Source organism: Dysgonomonas sp. ZJ709, assembly GCF_011039195.1.
GTDB lineage: Bacteria > Bacteroidota > Bacteroidia > Bacteroidales > Dysgonomonadaceae > Dysgonomonas.
Genome location: NZ_JAAKEM010000013.1, coordinates 1 through 15,751, shown reverse-complemented (window position 1 = coordinate 15,751; position 15,751 = coordinate 1). Strand labels below are relative to the sequence as shown.

Here is a 15,751-nt window from a genome sequence, read left to right as displayed (position 1 = left end):
TATCAAAGTTATTGTATATGATACATTAACTATCCCTTGAAAATAAAAGGGTTTCAGACAAAAAAAATTAACACATAAATCGCATTGTTTATGTGTTAATTTATACAATAAGCAATAATTGAAAAACTTCTATTTATCTGAATGTTTCTATCCTTACTGAAGCATCTTTCAATTTACTATTTAATTATTTTCATAGTTACTTTCTTTCCTGAATATGGAACTTCTGTCACGGTGTTTTTCTGTCCTTTGCTAATCCCTTCTATTTTGAATGTTCTTTCTTTAGCCATTCCCGGGTATTCGCCTTTCACATCATCGATCGTCAGTGTTTGAGATACCTCATCATAGCTGAATTTGATAGTAGAATAAGCACCTTTTTCATAATTGTAGTTTACACCTTCATCTTCATAAAGAGTAAATTCTCCATTTTTGCCGGTATATACTTTCAATGTAAGATCGACCTGAGCTTCTTTAGTTGTCTGGATATCTTTACCCATTGGTAATATAGATCCTTCTCTTACAAATAGGGGTATACGCTCGTATGGTGCATTTACTTTCAGCGTTTTACCTCCTACTATATATTCGTTACTTTCGAAATCATACCAGTTGGCATCAGCAGGGAAATACACATCGCGGGATGTAGCCTTATATGCGTAGACAGGACAAACCATCAAGTTTGGGCCAAACATGTACTGATCACCAATATTATGTGTTTTGATATCGGATGTGAAATCCATCACCAAAGCACGCATGATTGTATAATCGTTAAAGTATGTCATACCTGCAAGCGAATAAATATAAGGCATCATCTGATAGCGCAGTTTATTATAATATACCATACTCTTATAAGCAGGATGCCCCTCGGGAGCCAGATTATAGATTTCACGATACGGATACTGTCCGTGACTGCGGAACAATGGACAGAAAGCTCCGAATTGGAACCAACGGGTATTCAGTTCCCGCCATTCTTTCAAATCTTCCGAACCTTCTTTCGCTTGTTCGTAACGTTTTTCGACACAGAATCCACCAATATCCATAGTCCAATAAGGAATACCCGACATGGCAAAATTGAGGCCTGCCGAAATCTGAGCTTTCATATCTTCCCAACGTGTGCCTATATCACCACTCCAAGTAGCGGTAGAATAGCGCTGCAATCCTGCAAAACCCGAACGGGTAAGTAAAAATACACGATCGTCGGGCTTAACAGAACGTTGTCCTTCGTAGATAGCCTGTGCGTTAGCTAATGCATAGGCATTGAAATACTCTGTCGATGAACCTAAAGCAGTAGGTGTGCTCAATTCCTTACGGCGCTCTATACTTGCATTCGAAAGGATATCGGGTTCAGAGGCATCCATCCACCAGGCATCGATACCTTTCGAGTAAAGTTTCTCGTTCATCTGATCCCAGAACAGTTCACGTGCACCTTCGCTATAAGCATCATAAAATCCGGCTATATATCCTATGCCGATCCAGTCGCGTATGCTGTCTTTTACAGCACGGTCGTACATCCATCCGTTCTTCTCGAATGCCTTATAATTATCAGTTGTATGGTAAAATTTAGGCCAAACAGAGATCATAATATGGGCATCCATAGCGTGTACACTGTCTATCATTGCCGTTGCATCGGGAAAACGAGCTTTGTCGAAATCGTGACTTCCCCAAGCATCTTGAGGCCAATATGACCAATCGAGTACAATATTGTCTAATGGAATATTTCTCTTACGATATTCTTTTACTGTTGTCAATAATTCGTCTTGAGTTTTGTAGCGTTCGCGGCTTTGCCAATAACCCATAGCCCATTTAGGCATTATTTGGGCTTTTCCTGTAATGTTTCTGTATCCTTTGATTACCTCATCGGGATTGTTACCACGTATGAAATAGTAGTCTATCTCATCGCCCATTTCCGACCATAGAGAAAGTTTATTTTGCTCTTCTTTTTCTTTAGGACTTAATGCTTTCAGACTAATATAAGAAATACCGCCATCGGGTTTCCAATCGAGTTTTATTTTTCGTTTTTCTCCGGCTTTCATCTCCACTGTGAATTTATAGCTGTTCGGATTCCATGCCGTGCGCCATCTTTCGGGTACAATTGTCTGATCGTCCATATATACAGTCGTATAACCAGCATAATACAATATGAAGTGATATACTCCTGTTTCTTTAGCCTCTACCTCGCCTTCCCATGTGATTCGGGAATTGTAGAAAGGAAAGTTTTCAGGAAATTTCTTTACCGTTTCCAGGTTTTCATAATCGATCTGAGATTCTGCTCTCTCTGCAAATACTTGCTTAGGGTCTGCATTTACCATATAGGTAGCTGTAAGACTACCTTCTTTACCGTTTTTGTCGAATAGCTTGAACTGATCCAAATCGGCATATTCGCGAGCATCTCCGAATCTGGTTTCAGAATAATTGTCCCACAACAACCCGTAATTTTTGCTGGATAAAACAAATGGCACAGATACTTTTGTATTATATTGAAAAAGCACTTCGTTTTTTCCTTTGTAATTAAACTCGTCAGCCTGATGCTGCCCAAGTCCGTAGAATGCTTCATCGTCCGATGATTCGAATACCTGTTGTAGGGTGTAGGCTTTCTTTCCTTCTACTTCTATATCAGAAAAAGTCTTTCCACCACCTTTGTTTTCGGCAAGGATTATATTTCCGTTTATATCAGAAAAGGTAATTTCGCCTGTTGTCAACGATACGGTCGCAATCGTAGTTGCTGTTTTGAGAACCACATTACCATCCTTTTCGGAAACATCCCAACCATCCGTCTGCATTTTTTCATAAACAGCGATTAAACTTTTCTTTTCAGTAAATCTATCAGAAGGTGTGGCCGACACATGTATGACATCGTCATTTATTACCTCCAAACGAATGTTTTTAACGGCTTTTGGATCATCCGTTTTTAAAGTCACAATTATTCCATCTTTTGTCTTCTGATATGGAACGCTGCTGCAACTAAATAAAAAAAGAGGCAGCAAGAGTATTGCCAATATTTTACATTTCTTCATGGTATTGATATGTTTTTATGGAATTAGTATTTTTCGTATAAGCAAAAATACACTTTATCACCGAAATGAGACAGTTTAAATGTTCTTGAATAAAAGTATTTATTGCTAATTTAGATGAAAAACATTCATAGAGGGTATTAAATAGGTTTAAAAGACCATACTTCAGTTGGTAATAAAACATATTAATGAAGAGTGGAAGACAACCAATTTGTAGTGCATTATGCAACATCGCCATGCCATATAAAAAGCTCAACAGCAGTTCAGATAAGTATAGTAGTGTTAAAATAATGTGAATTTGCTTAAAAGACCTGCAAGATTTTCATCTTGCAGGTTTTTGTGGCTAAATAAATTGCTCCCGAAACTTTTAATTAACTATATTTGTTCTATGAAACTCGGGGAGATATAATTTTTATCTATTAAGTTGTCTACTTAATAAGACTGTCAATTATTTTCCTAACTTAGACACTATAAAATGAATATATTACTTAATTATAAATTATATAACATATAATATGAGCAAATTAGCAGATATTGGGCTGATTGGATTAGCTGTTATGGGCGAAAATCTCGTTCTGAACATGGAGAGCAAAGGATATACAGTAGCTGTGTATAACCGTACAGTAGAAAAGGTAGATCATTTTATTAATGGTCGAGGAGCAGGAAAGAAATTCATCGGAACTCACTCTATCGAAGAGCTGGTAGCTTCACTCGAACGTCCCCGCAAAGTAATGATGCTTGTGAAAGCAGGAAAACCAGTAGACGATTTTATCGAACTTCTTCTTCCTCATCTCGACAAAGGAGATATTATTATCGACGGAGGAAACAGCCTTTTCACAGAAACCAATAGACGTGTAGAATATGTAGAAAGCAAAGGTTTATTATATGTAGGAACAGGAGTTTCGGGAGGAGAAGAGGGAGCATTGAACGGCCCGTCTATAATGCCCGGAGGATCGCCTGCTGCATGGCCTTATGTGAAAGAAATATTTCAATCAATATCAGCTAAGGTTGATGGAAGACCTTGCTGTGACTGGGTTGGAGAAGGTGGCGCCGGTCACTTTGTGAAAATGGTACATAACGGTATCGAATACGGAGATATGCAAATCATCAATGAGGCTTATCAGTTGATGAAAGATCTCCTTGGTATGAGTGCAGACGAGCAGCACGAAGTATTCAAGAAATGGAATACAGAAGAGCTAGACTCATATCTTATTGAAATCACTGCCGATATCCTTGCATACAAAGACGAGAACGGCAAACCATTAGTAGACTCAATTCTTGATACTGCCGGACAAAAAGGTACAGGTAAATGGACTGTCGATTCAGCTCTGGAATTGGGTATCCCTCTTACACTTATCGCAGAATCGGTGTTCTCTCGCTGTCTTTCGGCACAAAAGGATTTGCGTGTAGTAGTGGCGAAAGAACTTACGGGTTCTAAACCAAAATTTGACGGAGACAAGAAGCAATTTATCGATGATATAAAGATGGCTCTATTCGGAGCGAAAATCATATCGTATGCTCAAGGCTACAACCTGATGATGGAAGCCGCTAAAGAATATAAATGGAATCTTAATTATGGCGATATTGCTTTGATGTGGCGCGGAGGATGTATCATCCGTTCAGCATTCTTGGGAGATATCAAAAAAGCATTTGAGAATAACCCTAAGTTGCCTAGTCTGATTCTTGACTCGTTCTTCAAAAAGCAAATAGAACGTACACAAGAAGGATGGAGACGTGTTTGCGCACAAGCTCTGCTGAATGGTATTCCTGCTCCTGCCCTAACATCGGCATTGAGCTATTTCGACGGACTTCGTTGCGAACGCTTACCTGCCAATTTGCTTCAGGCACAACGCGATTACTTCGGTGCACACATGTACGAACGCATCGACAAGCCTCGTGGCGAATTCTTTCATACCAATTGGACAGGTCATGGAGGTGATACAGCTTCTACTACTTATTCCGTATAAGTAACTATAACTATATATATATAAAAATGGCTGCATAATTTATGCAGCCATTTTTGTTTTTAGGTCTTTTCGTTATTTTATTTCTAATTGATCTTTAAATCATTTCTTTACAATCAAAAAATCCATATCTTTGTAGTCTGAATATTAAAACTACTCCAATGAAAATGTCTAAGTAAGAAACGATGGTAAAAGCCATCTTGTAATTCCGAAACTCATCGGAACATTTTGGTTAAGCAAATTATCAATCTTGTCGAATACTACAATCTCAGTTAGTAATTGACTCTAACTTAGTAATCATGTAATTAAAACTCTATTAGAAACAGCATATATCATGCTCTTTTCAACTTGTTAAGTAACACGCCTCTGTTTATTTAACCCCCTACTATTTAGTTTTAAACCATTTAATATACTGTTCTATGAGTATCATAGTTAAACATATATCGTATATCCATCCGGATAGAGAGACTCTATTCCGTGACATCAGCTTTTCCATATCCGACAATCAGAAGATTAATTTGATTGGTGATAACGGTTCGGGGAAGTCTACCCTATTGCAAATCGTCGCAGAACGCTTGCGGGCTAGCAGCGGAGAAATAGTGTTGTCAGAGAAGCCTTATTATATACCTCAACATTTCGGGCAATATGATCATCTGACAGTTGCAGAAGCTCTTCGCATAAATACAAAAATAGAAGCATTACACGCCATTATAAACGGTGATGCTTCGATAGAAAACTTCACCCGATTGGATGAAGACTGGAATATCGAAGAGAGGGCAAATAAAGCTCTATCTCTTTGGGATTTAGATCATATAGCTCTATCGCAACAGATAAGCACATTAAGCGGCGGTGAAAAAACAAAGGTATTTCTATTGGGTATAGCAATTCATTCTCCGTCTATTATCTTGTTAGACGAACCATCGAATCATTTGGATGCAAAGAGCCGACAGCAATTGTATGACTTTATCAAATCGTATAAAGGAACGATCATAGTTGTTAGTCACGATCGGACTCTACTCAATCTCTTGAATATAACGTATGAGTTGAACAGAGATTCTATCGATATCTACGGTGGTAATTACGAATTCTACAAAGCTCAGAAAGCTGAAAAACTCAATGCTTTACAAGCTCAACTGAACGAGAAAGAAAAAGAATTGCGACAAGCACTACAAGTAGCACAATTAGCTTCTGAAAGAAAGCAACGGGAAGACAGCCGAGGCAAAAAGATTCAAAAACAAGGTGGTATCCCCCGCATTGCAATCAATAGGCTCAAAGATCAGGCAGAAGGAAGTGCATCGAAGCTGAAAGAGACACACTCCGAAAAGATTGGGGATATAGCTGATGATTTGAATCATATTCGCCAAAAATTACCTGATAGTAAAGATTTGAAAATATCTTTTGAGAATGCGAATCTCCATACAGGGAAAATATTAATAACAGCTAAAGACATCAACTTCGGATATTCATCCGATCTATTATGGAATAATGCTCTAAACTTTCAGATAAGAAGCGGAGACAGAGTAGCCATTAGCGGTAGTAATGGAATTGGGAAAACAACATTATTGAAGTTAGTACTTGGAAAGTTGGAACCAACAACAGGAACTTTAGTAAGAGCTGATTTCAAATACCTCTATGTAGATCAGGAATACTCTATAATCGATAACCGACTCACTGTATTCGAGCAGGTGGAACAGTTCAATTCGCAAAACTTCGAGGAACATAAATTAAAAAGGTACTTACACCATTTTCTATTTTCTTATGATACATGGGATAAACCTTGTAGTAAACTGAGTGGAGGAGAAAAAATGAAACTGGTGTTTTGTTGTCTGATGGTTAGTAGCGACACACCTGATATGTTTATATTAGATGAACCAACGAATAATCTCGATATTCAGAGTCTGGAGATTGTTACATCTACTATTAAAGAATACAAAGGGACAATATTAGTTATTTCACACGATCAATACTTTATAAAAGAGATAGGGGTCGATACATCTATAAATCTAGAATGAGAAATGATTAAGCTCTAATAAAGAAAGAACTCCATCTGCTTTAATAACAGATGGAGTTCTTTTATTTATTTGGAAACCTTGTTTTCTAGCATTTTCATAAAGTAGCCACCTACTACCGAACGCGCTTTGAAATTTGGTGGAATAGCTGTATGCGTGTCGTGCCAGTCACTTAAAGGTACACGTGTTGGTGTCTCATTGGCATACTTATAAATGGGTGAAATTATTTTCTTGAAATCACTGTCATTGGAAGCCAGGCAAGCAGACCACATTATCCAATCGGATTTTGTATAATCTTTGCGAGAGTCAAGTGGCAATCCATATTTATTTTGTTTAGTAAGATAAAATGGAACTTCTTTCGCAATCACAGTAGGAGGAAATATATTCATCTTGAAAACCTTATCCCACACCAGATTGTATTTCTGACTCCATGTTCTGGGTTTGTCGAAAGCTAATTTATAATGATCACCGTCATTAGCCATCTTTTCCCACTCGATAGCCATCGATTTTGCCATTGCAGTATATTTATCTGCAATATCGGTCTTGCCTAACATACGTGCCAGATCTCCATATCCTGCAATAGCCATAATTGCCTTAATAGATAGATTTGCATTATGTGCCAGATGCCCTGCAAAATCATCAGTACATAATTGGTTGTCCGGATCGAGCCCTTTATCTGCAAGATAATTAGCCCAAATAGTCAATGTATCCCAGTGCTTTTGTGCATAACTTGCACTACCTTCTACTTTAGCGAGGGCAGTTACCAGCAGAATCATGTTTCCGGCTTCCTCAACAGGCATATCTTCGCCATACAATTGACCATTAGCAACAGGATACGTTCCTAAATCGTGCGCAGGATAAGGCTTCCTCCATCTGTTACTTTCACTGTAATAGAAAATAGGAGTCAACATTCCTTTCAGTAATTCGGGATTGTATAGTAAGAATAAAGGAGCTGACGGATAAGTTATATCGACCGTATTGATACAACCATTGCTATGATTTTCTTTCGATAAGAACAGCAGGTTACCTTCATCATCTTTAATCAGTCTGTGAGCAACTATTGCCTGACGGTATGCCAAAGCGCATAGCTCTGCATATTCTACTCCACCATCGCGCTGGGCATCTGTCATCAATTGATTATCAAAGGCACGTGTTTTTTGCATGATAGAATCGTAATTCTCTTTTGCTCTTTCGAATGCCTGATAGATATCTATTTTACCATCATGTTTCCAATACGCCTGTCTGCGCTTGTAGAAATATTCTATTGAATAGATATCGTCGTAACCAACCATCACATAACCTGCTTTGCCTGTCTTGTCCACAGCACCCAAGTTCTCGGTATATGCTAATACTGTCATCGACTTAGACATATCAATAGAGAGGTCTTTTGGATCTAAACTCGGTTTCAATTGTCCTCTATTCGCAAACTCGTCTTTCATCGAATAATAATCTCCGAGGCTTAACGATTTTCCATTTGCCTTGTCCGAAGCCAAATAAGCATATCCCCAATCGATTCTTACACCATCGCCCTTGCGGACAGTTACAGGTTGATCTATTGTTCCTGTTTTGAGATAAACCATTCCATTTTTCTCGATACGTTCCGATGTTACCGCTTGCGATATATCGTTAACGGCCAATTCGGGTGTAGTTTCGATATATATCTGAACATCGTGTTTTTTATTATCTAATGCCCTTACTCTATACGATATATAGTTAATAGGAGTAGACACTAGATCAAGATCATCTAATAGCAGAGGAGCTGTGAATACTAAATCCAGCTCTACCTTGCCACATGTAAATGTATAATATGTCTGAGTAGGAAGAACATCTACCGATTTCTGAATAGCTTCTTGTTCAAAACCATAAGAGTCTTTTGCTTTACGGAACAATCCGAAATCTACATAGGCATCGCCGGTCTGGTTATGGCAATGGGCTGCTATTACATTCTTTCCTTTTTTAAGATTCTTTTTTGCATTAGCATTTAGTTCGAACATCACATCGTTGTTCCATGAATAATCAGTCTCGACAAGTTTTACTCCATTCAGATATAACTCAAATATATCGTCGTGAGAATATTGAAGTATAATCGTTTCTTTCGATAAGTCTTCATTCAGGTCGAATGTTCTGCGAATCCATATATCTTTTGTTTCCCATAGGGTTTTTACTCTCTGCATTCCTTTCGAGCCAAATGCAGCTTTCCCTTTTTTCCAGTTCGCGTCATTGAAATCGATTGAAGTCCAATCATTCGCCGGTTGATCCATTGTATATGAAGCATCCCAATTTTCACTATGCGACATTGGTATTATAGCAGGGAGGTTTGGCTTGTCTTTACCCATGAAACGGTATGTTTTTCCATCGACTCTTATAGCTCCTATCAAAGGATGATCTTTTGCAGTCCAATGCTCTGTGTTTCCTTCAGTTAATTTATCATAAGGCGACCAGATCGACAAATAAGTATCAGAAGTGATTAGTGGTACGGAAGGTGCTCTTAATACTATCTTCCGACTGGTTTTGTATATATCTGCAGCTTGGATTCCTGCCATCAGACAGAGAGATACACACAACATAAGTAATTTTTTCATTCAATTTATTTTAAGTGTTAAACATTCATATCAGAGCAATTCAAAGTTACAATTCAAGAGCCTTATTCCCAATATATAAATAAAGAAAACCCCCTCTTAAATTTAAGTCGTTACAAAGGTACTCTTCCCTCATTCAATATTGAATAATTTAAGCTTTATTAAAAGACAGACCGATGAATTCCTACACCCAAGCATCGTAGAAAAATTAATATTTTTTTATTACAATTATTGACTAGTCAATAATTGTTTATACCTTTACAAAAAAAAATATTATGGATGAATTTTATTCTCTCGGATTTCTTTTAAACAGAGCATCTGTATCAATGTCGAAACTATTGAATGCAAGGCTCGAAAGTGAAGCTATAGACTTGCCTCATTCACAATTTATAGTTTTAAGATGCCTTCACTACAAAGATGGCTTGAGTCAACAAGAAATAGCGAGATTACTATGCAAAGATGCTGCGGCGATAAAGCGCACAATAGATAACCTTGAGAAAAAGGAATTAGTCGCACGTAGCCAAGTTTCACAGAGGGAAAATTGTATTAATATCACTTCAAAGGGGCAAGAACTCATCCCAACAGCACTTGAGTGCGGAGATAACGTACTGAAAGATTCATTGAAAGACATTGAAGATATCGATTACGAGAAGCTAAAAACATTGCTGGACAAAATATATATGAATATAGAAGAAATATCACAATAAATCGAACTATCTGAATTATGAAGAAATTAAACCCGAAAGGATTGAAAGTCTTAAAAACCTTGCATCTTATATTTGCAATGATATGGACTTGTGGAGCAATAGCCATGGTGCTGATCACATTTCTGACCGATGCCGAGTCTGCAGATGAACTTTACATGAAAAATATCATATTATTAGCCATAGATAATTGGTTAATAATAACCGGAGCAATGACCAGTTTAGCCATAGGAATAATATACGGTATATTTACCAATTGGGGATTCTTTAAGCACCGATGGATAATAGTAAAATGGATAATAACGGTTGTCGAAATATTATTCGGCACATTCGCTTATCACCCTTGGCTGACTGAAAATTTAGATATTATAGGCCGATTAGGAGAGGCTGCTGTGTGGAATGAAGACTATTTATTCAATTTGAAAATGATGGAGATCAGTGGATTTTTCCAAGCAGGATTATTGTTATTTTTAATTGTAATATCAGTATTTAAACCATGGAAATCTAAGAAGAATAACGATAAAAATTGATCTGAAAATAGGCTTTCTATCTAAAAGCCCATTTTTTATATAATTACATAGGCGTAGCTCCGCCACCTATTACCTGCCACCTATTATCACAGTTTTTCCATACACGTATATAGCGAATATTCGCTTCGATAGGTTGCTTCATGAATTGCCCTTTCAAACTGATAGAAACAGCGACAACAGCTGCATCGTCAAATAAGCTAATCATCTGATTGCTTGGCGTAATTTCATCAACAACCATATTGCCCGATTTATAAGCAGCAAGATCCATTGCTTTTGTTATCGTTTCGCCATTGGGACCATTAAATAAGAGATCTTCATGCAGCAATTCGTTCAATGCTCCCAAATCGACATTTTTCATCGCCTCTAAGAGCTTAGCTTCACAAGCTATTATTTCATTCTTAGTAGTCATATACGCTATGTATTAAAAGATTATATTATTTTACTCCGACAAAAATATCTACTTCTCCATTATTTGGATCTTGACTTTTCTCTCCATAAATTTCAAAATCAGAAAGATAGGTACGATCCAAATCAGAATGCCAAATAGTAAGCCATTCATTAAATACAGCATCCTTAAATATGTTCCCTTTTGCTGTGAATTTTTGATACTGATTTGTTTCGATAGACAATCCAACCATCCCTTCAGGTATATTTTCGAGACTATTAGCTTTACACCCTAGGACTGTTGTGTATGGTTGGGTATAATCCCCCTCGTATTCCGTATAAACACAATAGATTTCACCACTTTCTTTGTGAGGTATTTTAGATGCAATATTTTCCTGCATAAATCTAGACCAAAGCAGAGGAATATCTACCTCAGCTTTTCCTTTTATATTTTGTGTTCTTACTGCAATACCAATAATATAGAATTTCCCGATTGTTGTTTTCATTTTATATATTTCAATTTGTTCGAAACAAAGATATGTCACAAGAGTGACAGCCTTATGTCAGCAGTAAATTATTTATTCAAGACCAACCCACCATTTCGAAAACGTCTGGGCTGTATCACTCAGATTGACAGGTTCACCGATCATCGGCGTAATCATCGATTGTTTAGTAACTTCGTTCAACTCTGTTATTTTCTTCAACGGTTCGTCCCAAGCATGATTTGCCAGAGTGAATTTAGACGAATGCACAGGGAAAAGGCGCTTTCCATTCAGTTCTTTTGCCGCTTGCAACACTTCGTGAGGCATCATATGTATGTTAGCCCATTTCTCATCATACTGCCCATTCTCCAAGATAACCAAATCGAAGCTTCCAAAGGTTTTACCTATTTCGCTAAAATGAGTATCATAGCCACTATCACCTCCAATAAACACCTGCATTGTGGGAGTACGTAACACAAAAGATGTCCAAACCGAAATATTTCGCCTCAATGTTCTTCCCGAAAAATGTCGTTCCGGAGTGAAATGGACAGAAAAACCATCACCAAGAGACGCGCTCTCATTCCAGTCCTTTTCTACTATAATATCTTTATCATAGCCCCAATATTCGAAATGTTCACCAACACCCAATCCACAAATAACTGTCTTTACTTTCGATTTCAGCTTAACAACTGTTTCGTAATCCAGATGATCCCAATGGTCGTGAGAGATGAAAAGATAATCGATCTCGGGGATATCGTCTGTTGTATAAATATCAGTACCATTGAAAGATTTTACTGCAAAAGATACAGGCGAAGCTGCACCGCTAAAAACAGGATCGACCAATATCCTTTTTCCGTCTATTTGCATGAAATACGAAGAGTGCCCAAACCAAACCAGAACATTTGCATTGATATCGAGATGTAGCAGATCCGTCTTCACAGATGGAATACTATCTACCGGCCTAAGTCTTTCTTTCTTCACAAACAAAAACTCCCATAGAGCTTTTGCATAACTGCCATCCCCTGTTAAAGTGGGTGTATAACTTAGGTTTTCAAAAGTACCATCTTTATAATGTGCAGATGCTTTTATTTTTTCTAACCGATCTCCGCTTGGTGCTTTTCCAAATTTAGATTGTTGCATAAAGAGGAATATAGCTACTCCAAGTATAATAATGATCGATAAGAGTATAATCATAATTCGTTTTATTGTTTTGCGGGTACGTTTGTTCATATAGTGGATTTACCTTATTTATTATTCAAAGTAAAGAATATTTATTGGAAATGTGAAAAAGATAAACGCACAAAGGAAGTATTACTCACTCTTACATTCTGAACGAAGAGAAGAATCCCAGCACTTCATTGAGGGATCCTTCTCTTCGTTCAGGATAACAGAATCGTACGACAAATTATCCTATATCCTCTTTATTCTATATTTTTCAGAAAAAATAGCCTGCAGATAATGTTATATTTCCGGCTTTCATTTTGCTACCTTCCGCTCCGTTAATATCAGCTAATCCAAATTGATTACCTAATGTCAGCACGAATTTATTAATCTCCAAACCAACTCCCACTCCTACACCATAATCCCAACGCTTCATATCTGAACCTTTAGAGAATAATTCTACACTTTCGGTTTTTCCATCAATTTCACCTCTGGCCCTTCCATATATGTTATAACTTACATAGGGTCCTCCATAAGCAAAAACACGATTTTCGCCAAGTTTGAATGAAGCTTTCAGATTGACAGGCAACTGTATGCTGTTTAGTGTAATATGTCCGTCGGTCATGCCAAACGAGTTTGTTTTCTTCAGGTTTGCACCGTGATTTATATATGTTAGTTCGGGTTGGATTGCCAGCATATCGGTGAATGAATATTCGGCCAAACCTCCAAAGTGATAACTAAATCTGCCCTTGTATTGGTCAGCATTAATACCTTTGTTATCACCACTTGTATATAAATTAGAGAAGTTACCTCCGGCTTTCACTCCAAAACGGATTTGGGCACTTAAAGTTGCTACAAGATAAAGGGCGACTGTGATTGCAATTAGCTTTTTCATAATGATTGTTTTTTATGTTTAAATTATTTTTTGATTTATTTATAATGCAAAGATATGGCGCTCTGCGATGCTCTATTAATCAAATAGACAGACCATCGTTGTTTGTATACTAAATAGAATATTCGGTATACGAAGCATATAAAGCATAATCAGAAATATCAAAATATAATTACCTTTACTTTCTATATTTATGAATAACAGGTCTTAATTGAATAACGCAACAATGAAAAAATACCTAAATAATGATTTTGACCAAAATAAATTGATAGATGTATTTGATGAATTACCTCTATGGTCGGCTCCTTTTGGATTAAAACTACTTGATCACATTAATTACAAGTCTAATATTTCGGCATTAGACATAGGATTCGGAGCAGGGTTTCCTCTAACGGAGATAGCCATGAGGCTGGGCAATAACTCTACTGTATATGGAATAGACCCATGGAAAGAAGCGATTGAACGAACCCATAAGAAGCTGGACTATTATGGTATAACCAATGTGAAGATTATTGAAGGAGTTGCGGAGAACATTCCTTTAGATAGCAATTCTATTGACTTAATTACCAGCAATAACGGTATCAATAATGTTGAAGATATTGAACAGGTAATAGCAGAATGTTCGAGAATAATGAAACGAGGAGGACAGTTTATTCAAACTATGAATTTGGATAAAAGTATGTTTGAATTCTATACAGAACTAGAAAAAATCTTTTCCGAACTAGGTATGAACGACGAAATAAATCGACTGCATAAACACATAGCTCTCAAGCGTCCACCAATTGACAAATTTTTGAAAATACTTTCTAAAAACGGTTTTATTGTCAAAGATTTGGAGCATGATCAGTTCAACTATCAATTTACTGATGGTACAGCTATGTTGAATCATTATTTCATTCGTTTAGCATTTATTGATTCATGGATTAAACTTATACCAACAGATAGAGTGGAACTGGTTTTCGATATGATTGAATCGCGATTGAATGAGCAAGCTAAAATATTAGGAGGAATAAAGCTTAGTATTCCTTATGTAATGATAAACGCTATAAAACAATAAATACAATCAAGTGGAGAAAGGAACAATCTATGATCTGGATGAACTGGAAAATCTCTATAATGATCTGAATGATCATTTAGAAACGAACATAAACTATCCCGGCTGGATTAAAGGTGTTTATCCAACTAGAGAAACAGCCCTAAAAGGGGTAGAGGAAAGTAATTTATTTGTTTTCAGAATAGATAATACAATAGCCGGAAGTATTATTCTGAACCATCATCCCGAGGAAGCATGCAAGCAGGTTGAATGGGGAGTGGACGCAAAAGCCGAGAACATCATCGTTATACATACACTTGTTGTTCATCCTTCATTTATGAACAAAGGTATAGCTACAAAGCTGATCAATTTTGCAACAAAATATAGCAAAGAGCAAGAAATGAAAGCAATACGTTTAGATGTCTCGGTCAATAATATGGCAGCCATAAAATTGTACGAGAAGTTAGGATATAAATATATAGGGACTGTAGATTTAGGATTACCCTACGCTCACCTGAAATGGTTTAAGCTATATGAGATGATCTTGAATAATGATTAATCGTTATTCTTTTTTCAGATAAAAATTAATTTCAAATAAAAAACAAAGATAATGAGCCGAAAAAATTTAGATATAATCAACAATGACAGGAAAATAATAGAATTGAGGATGGAGTCGGAAGATTTGATCAATAGACGGGATTCACTCAATCAAGACATTTTCGAAAAAGAAGCTGTTAGGATAAAAACCGAAATAGACAATCGTATTTCTGAACTGTATCGGGATATGGAGAAACAGTCTTAAGAGACCAAAATATTATAAACAAAATGACAGTATATCTTATAAAGAAGGAGTGTGTCACAAGTAATTTTTCGTATTATTTTGAATTCTATGATTAATTCCTATTAATATTGTTAAAAGTTATCGCATTTTTCCTTTTTCAACTACCCGTTTTTTAGGGGGGCAGATTGAAAAAGGGAAAATAGCTTACTTAAGCTGTTTTCTTGTAA

Annotated in this window: 13 protein-coding genes; 7 read left to right on the top strand and 6 right to left on the bottom strand. The window is 36.8% G+C overall.

Annotated features, from left to right (window positions below; genetic code table 11):
- Positions 1–176 precede the first annotated feature (176 nt).
- Positions 177–3,008: a TIM-barrel domain-containing protein gene (locus tag G7Y56_RS10235; RefSeq protein WP_165043226.1), complete on the bottom strand. Its 2,832-nt coding sequence runs from the start codon at positions 3,006–3,008 to the stop codon at positions 177–179.
- A 512-nt stretch (positions 3,009–3,520) separates the two neighbouring features.
- On the opposite strand from G7Y56_RS10235, the gene gnd reads away from it, so the two are divergent.
- Together gnd and abc-f are read left to right on the top strand one after the other, a co-directional pair.
- A complete protein-coding gene (gene gnd, locus G7Y56_RS10230; protein ID WP_165021054.1) occupies positions 3,521–4,972 on the top strand; it encodes a decarboxylating NADP(+)-dependent phosphogluconate dehydrogenase in 1,452 nt (483 codons plus the stop codon).
- A gap of 416 nt (positions 4,973–5,388) precedes the next feature.
- Positions 5,389–6,981, top strand: a complete 1,593-nt coding sequence (abc-f, locus tag G7Y56_RS10225; protein WP_165043224.1) for a ribosomal protection-like ABC-F family protein — start codon at positions 5,389–5,391, stop codon at positions 6,979–6,981.
- A 65-nt stretch (positions 6,982–7,046) separates the two neighbouring features.
- On the opposite strand, the gene G7Y56_RS10220 is transcribed toward abc-f, so the two are convergent.
- Positions 7,047–9,560, bottom strand: a complete 2,514-nt coding sequence (locus tag G7Y56_RS10220; protein WP_165043222.1) for a glutaminase domain-containing protein — start codon at positions 9,558–9,560, stop codon at positions 7,047–7,049.
- A 272-nt stretch (positions 9,561–9,832) separates the two neighbouring features.
- Between G7Y56_RS10220 and G7Y56_RS10215 the strand changes: the two genes are divergently transcribed.
- Positions 9,833–10,264, top strand: coding sequence for a MarR family winged helix-turn-helix transcriptional regulator (locus G7Y56_RS10215; protein ID WP_165043221.1), 432 nt, complete (start codon positions 9,833–9,835; stop codon positions 10,262–10,264).
- A 17-nt stretch (positions 10,265–10,281) separates the two neighbouring features.
- Positions 10,282–10,791 (top strand): hypothetical protein, encoded by a 510-nt coding sequence (locus tag G7Y56_RS10210; RefSeq protein WP_165043219.1) that lies wholly within the window; start codon positions 10,282–10,284, stop codon positions 10,789–10,791.
- A gap of 43 nt (positions 10,792–10,834) precedes the next feature.
- Here the strand turns inward: G7Y56_RS10210 and G7Y56_RS10205 are convergent, their stop codons facing one another.
- From G7Y56_RS10205 to G7Y56_RS10190, 4 genes are all read right to left on the bottom strand, one after another.
- Positions 10,835–11,200, bottom strand: a complete 366-nt coding sequence (locus G7Y56_RS10205; RefSeq protein ID WP_165043217.1) for a nuclear transport factor 2 family protein — start codon at positions 11,198–11,200, stop codon at positions 10,835–10,837.
- 25 nt (positions 11,201–11,225) lie between these two features.
- Positions 11,226–11,681 (bottom strand): GyrI-like domain-containing protein, encoded by a 456-nt coding sequence (locus G7Y56_RS10200; RefSeq protein WP_165021060.1) that lies wholly within the window; start codon positions 11,679–11,681, stop codon positions 11,226–11,228.
- 72 nt (positions 11,682–11,753) lie between these two features.
- Positions 11,754–12,851 carry an MBL fold metallo-hydrolase gene (locus tag G7Y56_RS10195; protein ID WP_165043216.1) on the bottom strand — a complete coding sequence of 366 codons (1,098 nt, stop codon included), beginning with the start codon at positions 12,849–12,851 and terminating at the stop codon, positions 11,754–11,756.
- Positions 12,852–13,092: 241 nt separating this feature from the next.
- Positions 13,093–13,713 (bottom strand): porin family protein, encoded by a 621-nt coding sequence (locus G7Y56_RS10190; RefSeq protein ID WP_165043214.1) that lies wholly within the window; start codon positions 13,711–13,713, stop codon positions 13,093–13,095.
- A 223-nt stretch (positions 13,714–13,936) separates the two neighbouring features.
- Here G7Y56_RS10190 and G7Y56_RS10185 point away from each other — a divergent pair, with 223 nt between their 5' ends.
- The 3 genes from G7Y56_RS10185 to G7Y56_RS10175 are packed head-to-tail and all read left to right on the top strand — an operon-like array spanning position 13,937 to position 15,545.
- On the top strand, positions 13,937–14,767 hold the full coding sequence (locus G7Y56_RS10185) for a class I SAM-dependent methyltransferase (RefSeq protein ID WP_165021063.1): 831 nt from the start codon (positions 13,937–13,939) through the stop codon (positions 14,765–14,767).
- 10 nt (positions 14,768–14,777) lie between these two features.
- Positions 14,778–15,302 carry a GNAT family N-acetyltransferase gene (locus tag G7Y56_RS10180; protein WP_165043212.1) on the top strand — a complete coding sequence of 175 codons (525 nt, stop codon included), beginning with the start codon at positions 14,778–14,780 and terminating at the stop codon, positions 15,300–15,302.
- A gap of 51 nt (positions 15,303–15,353) precedes the next feature.
- The gene (locus G7Y56_RS10175) at positions 15,354–15,545 is read left to right on the top strand and encodes a hypothetical protein (RefSeq protein ID WP_165043211.1); all 192 of its coding nucleotides are present in this window, start codon (positions 15,354–15,356) and stop codon (positions 15,543–15,545) included.
- Positions 15,546–15,751: the final 206 nt, after the last annotated feature.

Bases quoted from the DNA above. Each gene is read 5' to 3' on its own strand.
- G7Y56_RS10235 (WP_165043226.1), bottom strand. From the start codon at position 3,008: ATGAAGAAATGTAAAATATTGGCAATACTCTTGCTGCCTCTTTTTTTA.
- gnd (WP_165021054.1), top strand. From the start codon at position 3,521: ATGAGCAAATTAGCAGATATTGGGCTGATTGGATTAGCTGTTATGGGC.
- abc-f (WP_165043224.1), top strand. From the start codon at position 5,389: ATGAGTATCATAGTTAAACATATATCGTATATCCATCCGGATAGAGAG.
- G7Y56_RS10220 (WP_165043222.1), bottom strand. From the start codon at position 9,560: ATGAAAAAATTACTTATGTTGTGTGTATCTCTCTGTCTGATGGCAGGA.
- G7Y56_RS10215 (WP_165043221.1), top strand. From the start codon at position 9,833: ATGGATGAATTTTATTCTCTCGGATTTCTTTTAAACAGAGCATCTGTA.
- G7Y56_RS10210 (WP_165043219.1), top strand. From the start codon at position 10,282: ATGAAGAAATTAAACCCGAAAGGATTGAAAGTCTTAAAAACCTTGCAT.
- G7Y56_RS10205 (WP_165043217.1), bottom strand. From the start codon at position 11,200: ATGACTACTAAGAATGAAATAATAGCTTGTGAAGCTAAGCTCTTAGAG.
- G7Y56_RS10200 (WP_165021060.1), bottom strand. From the start codon at position 11,681: ATGAAAACAACAATCGGGAAATTCTATATTATTGGTATTGCAGTAAGA.
- G7Y56_RS10195 (WP_165043216.1), bottom strand. From the start codon at position 12,851: ATGATTATACTCTTATCGATCATTATTATACTTGGAGTAGCTATATTC.
- G7Y56_RS10190 (WP_165043214.1), bottom strand. From the start codon at position 13,713: ATGAAAAAGCTAATTGCAATCACAGTCGCCCTTTATCTTGTAGCAACT.
- G7Y56_RS10185 (WP_165021063.1), top strand. From the start codon at position 13,937: ATGAAAAAATACCTAAATAATGATTTTGACCAAAATAAATTGATAGAT.
- G7Y56_RS10175 (WP_165043211.1), top strand. From the start codon at position 15,354: ATGAGCCGAAAAAATTTAGATATAATCAACAATGACAGGAAAATAATA.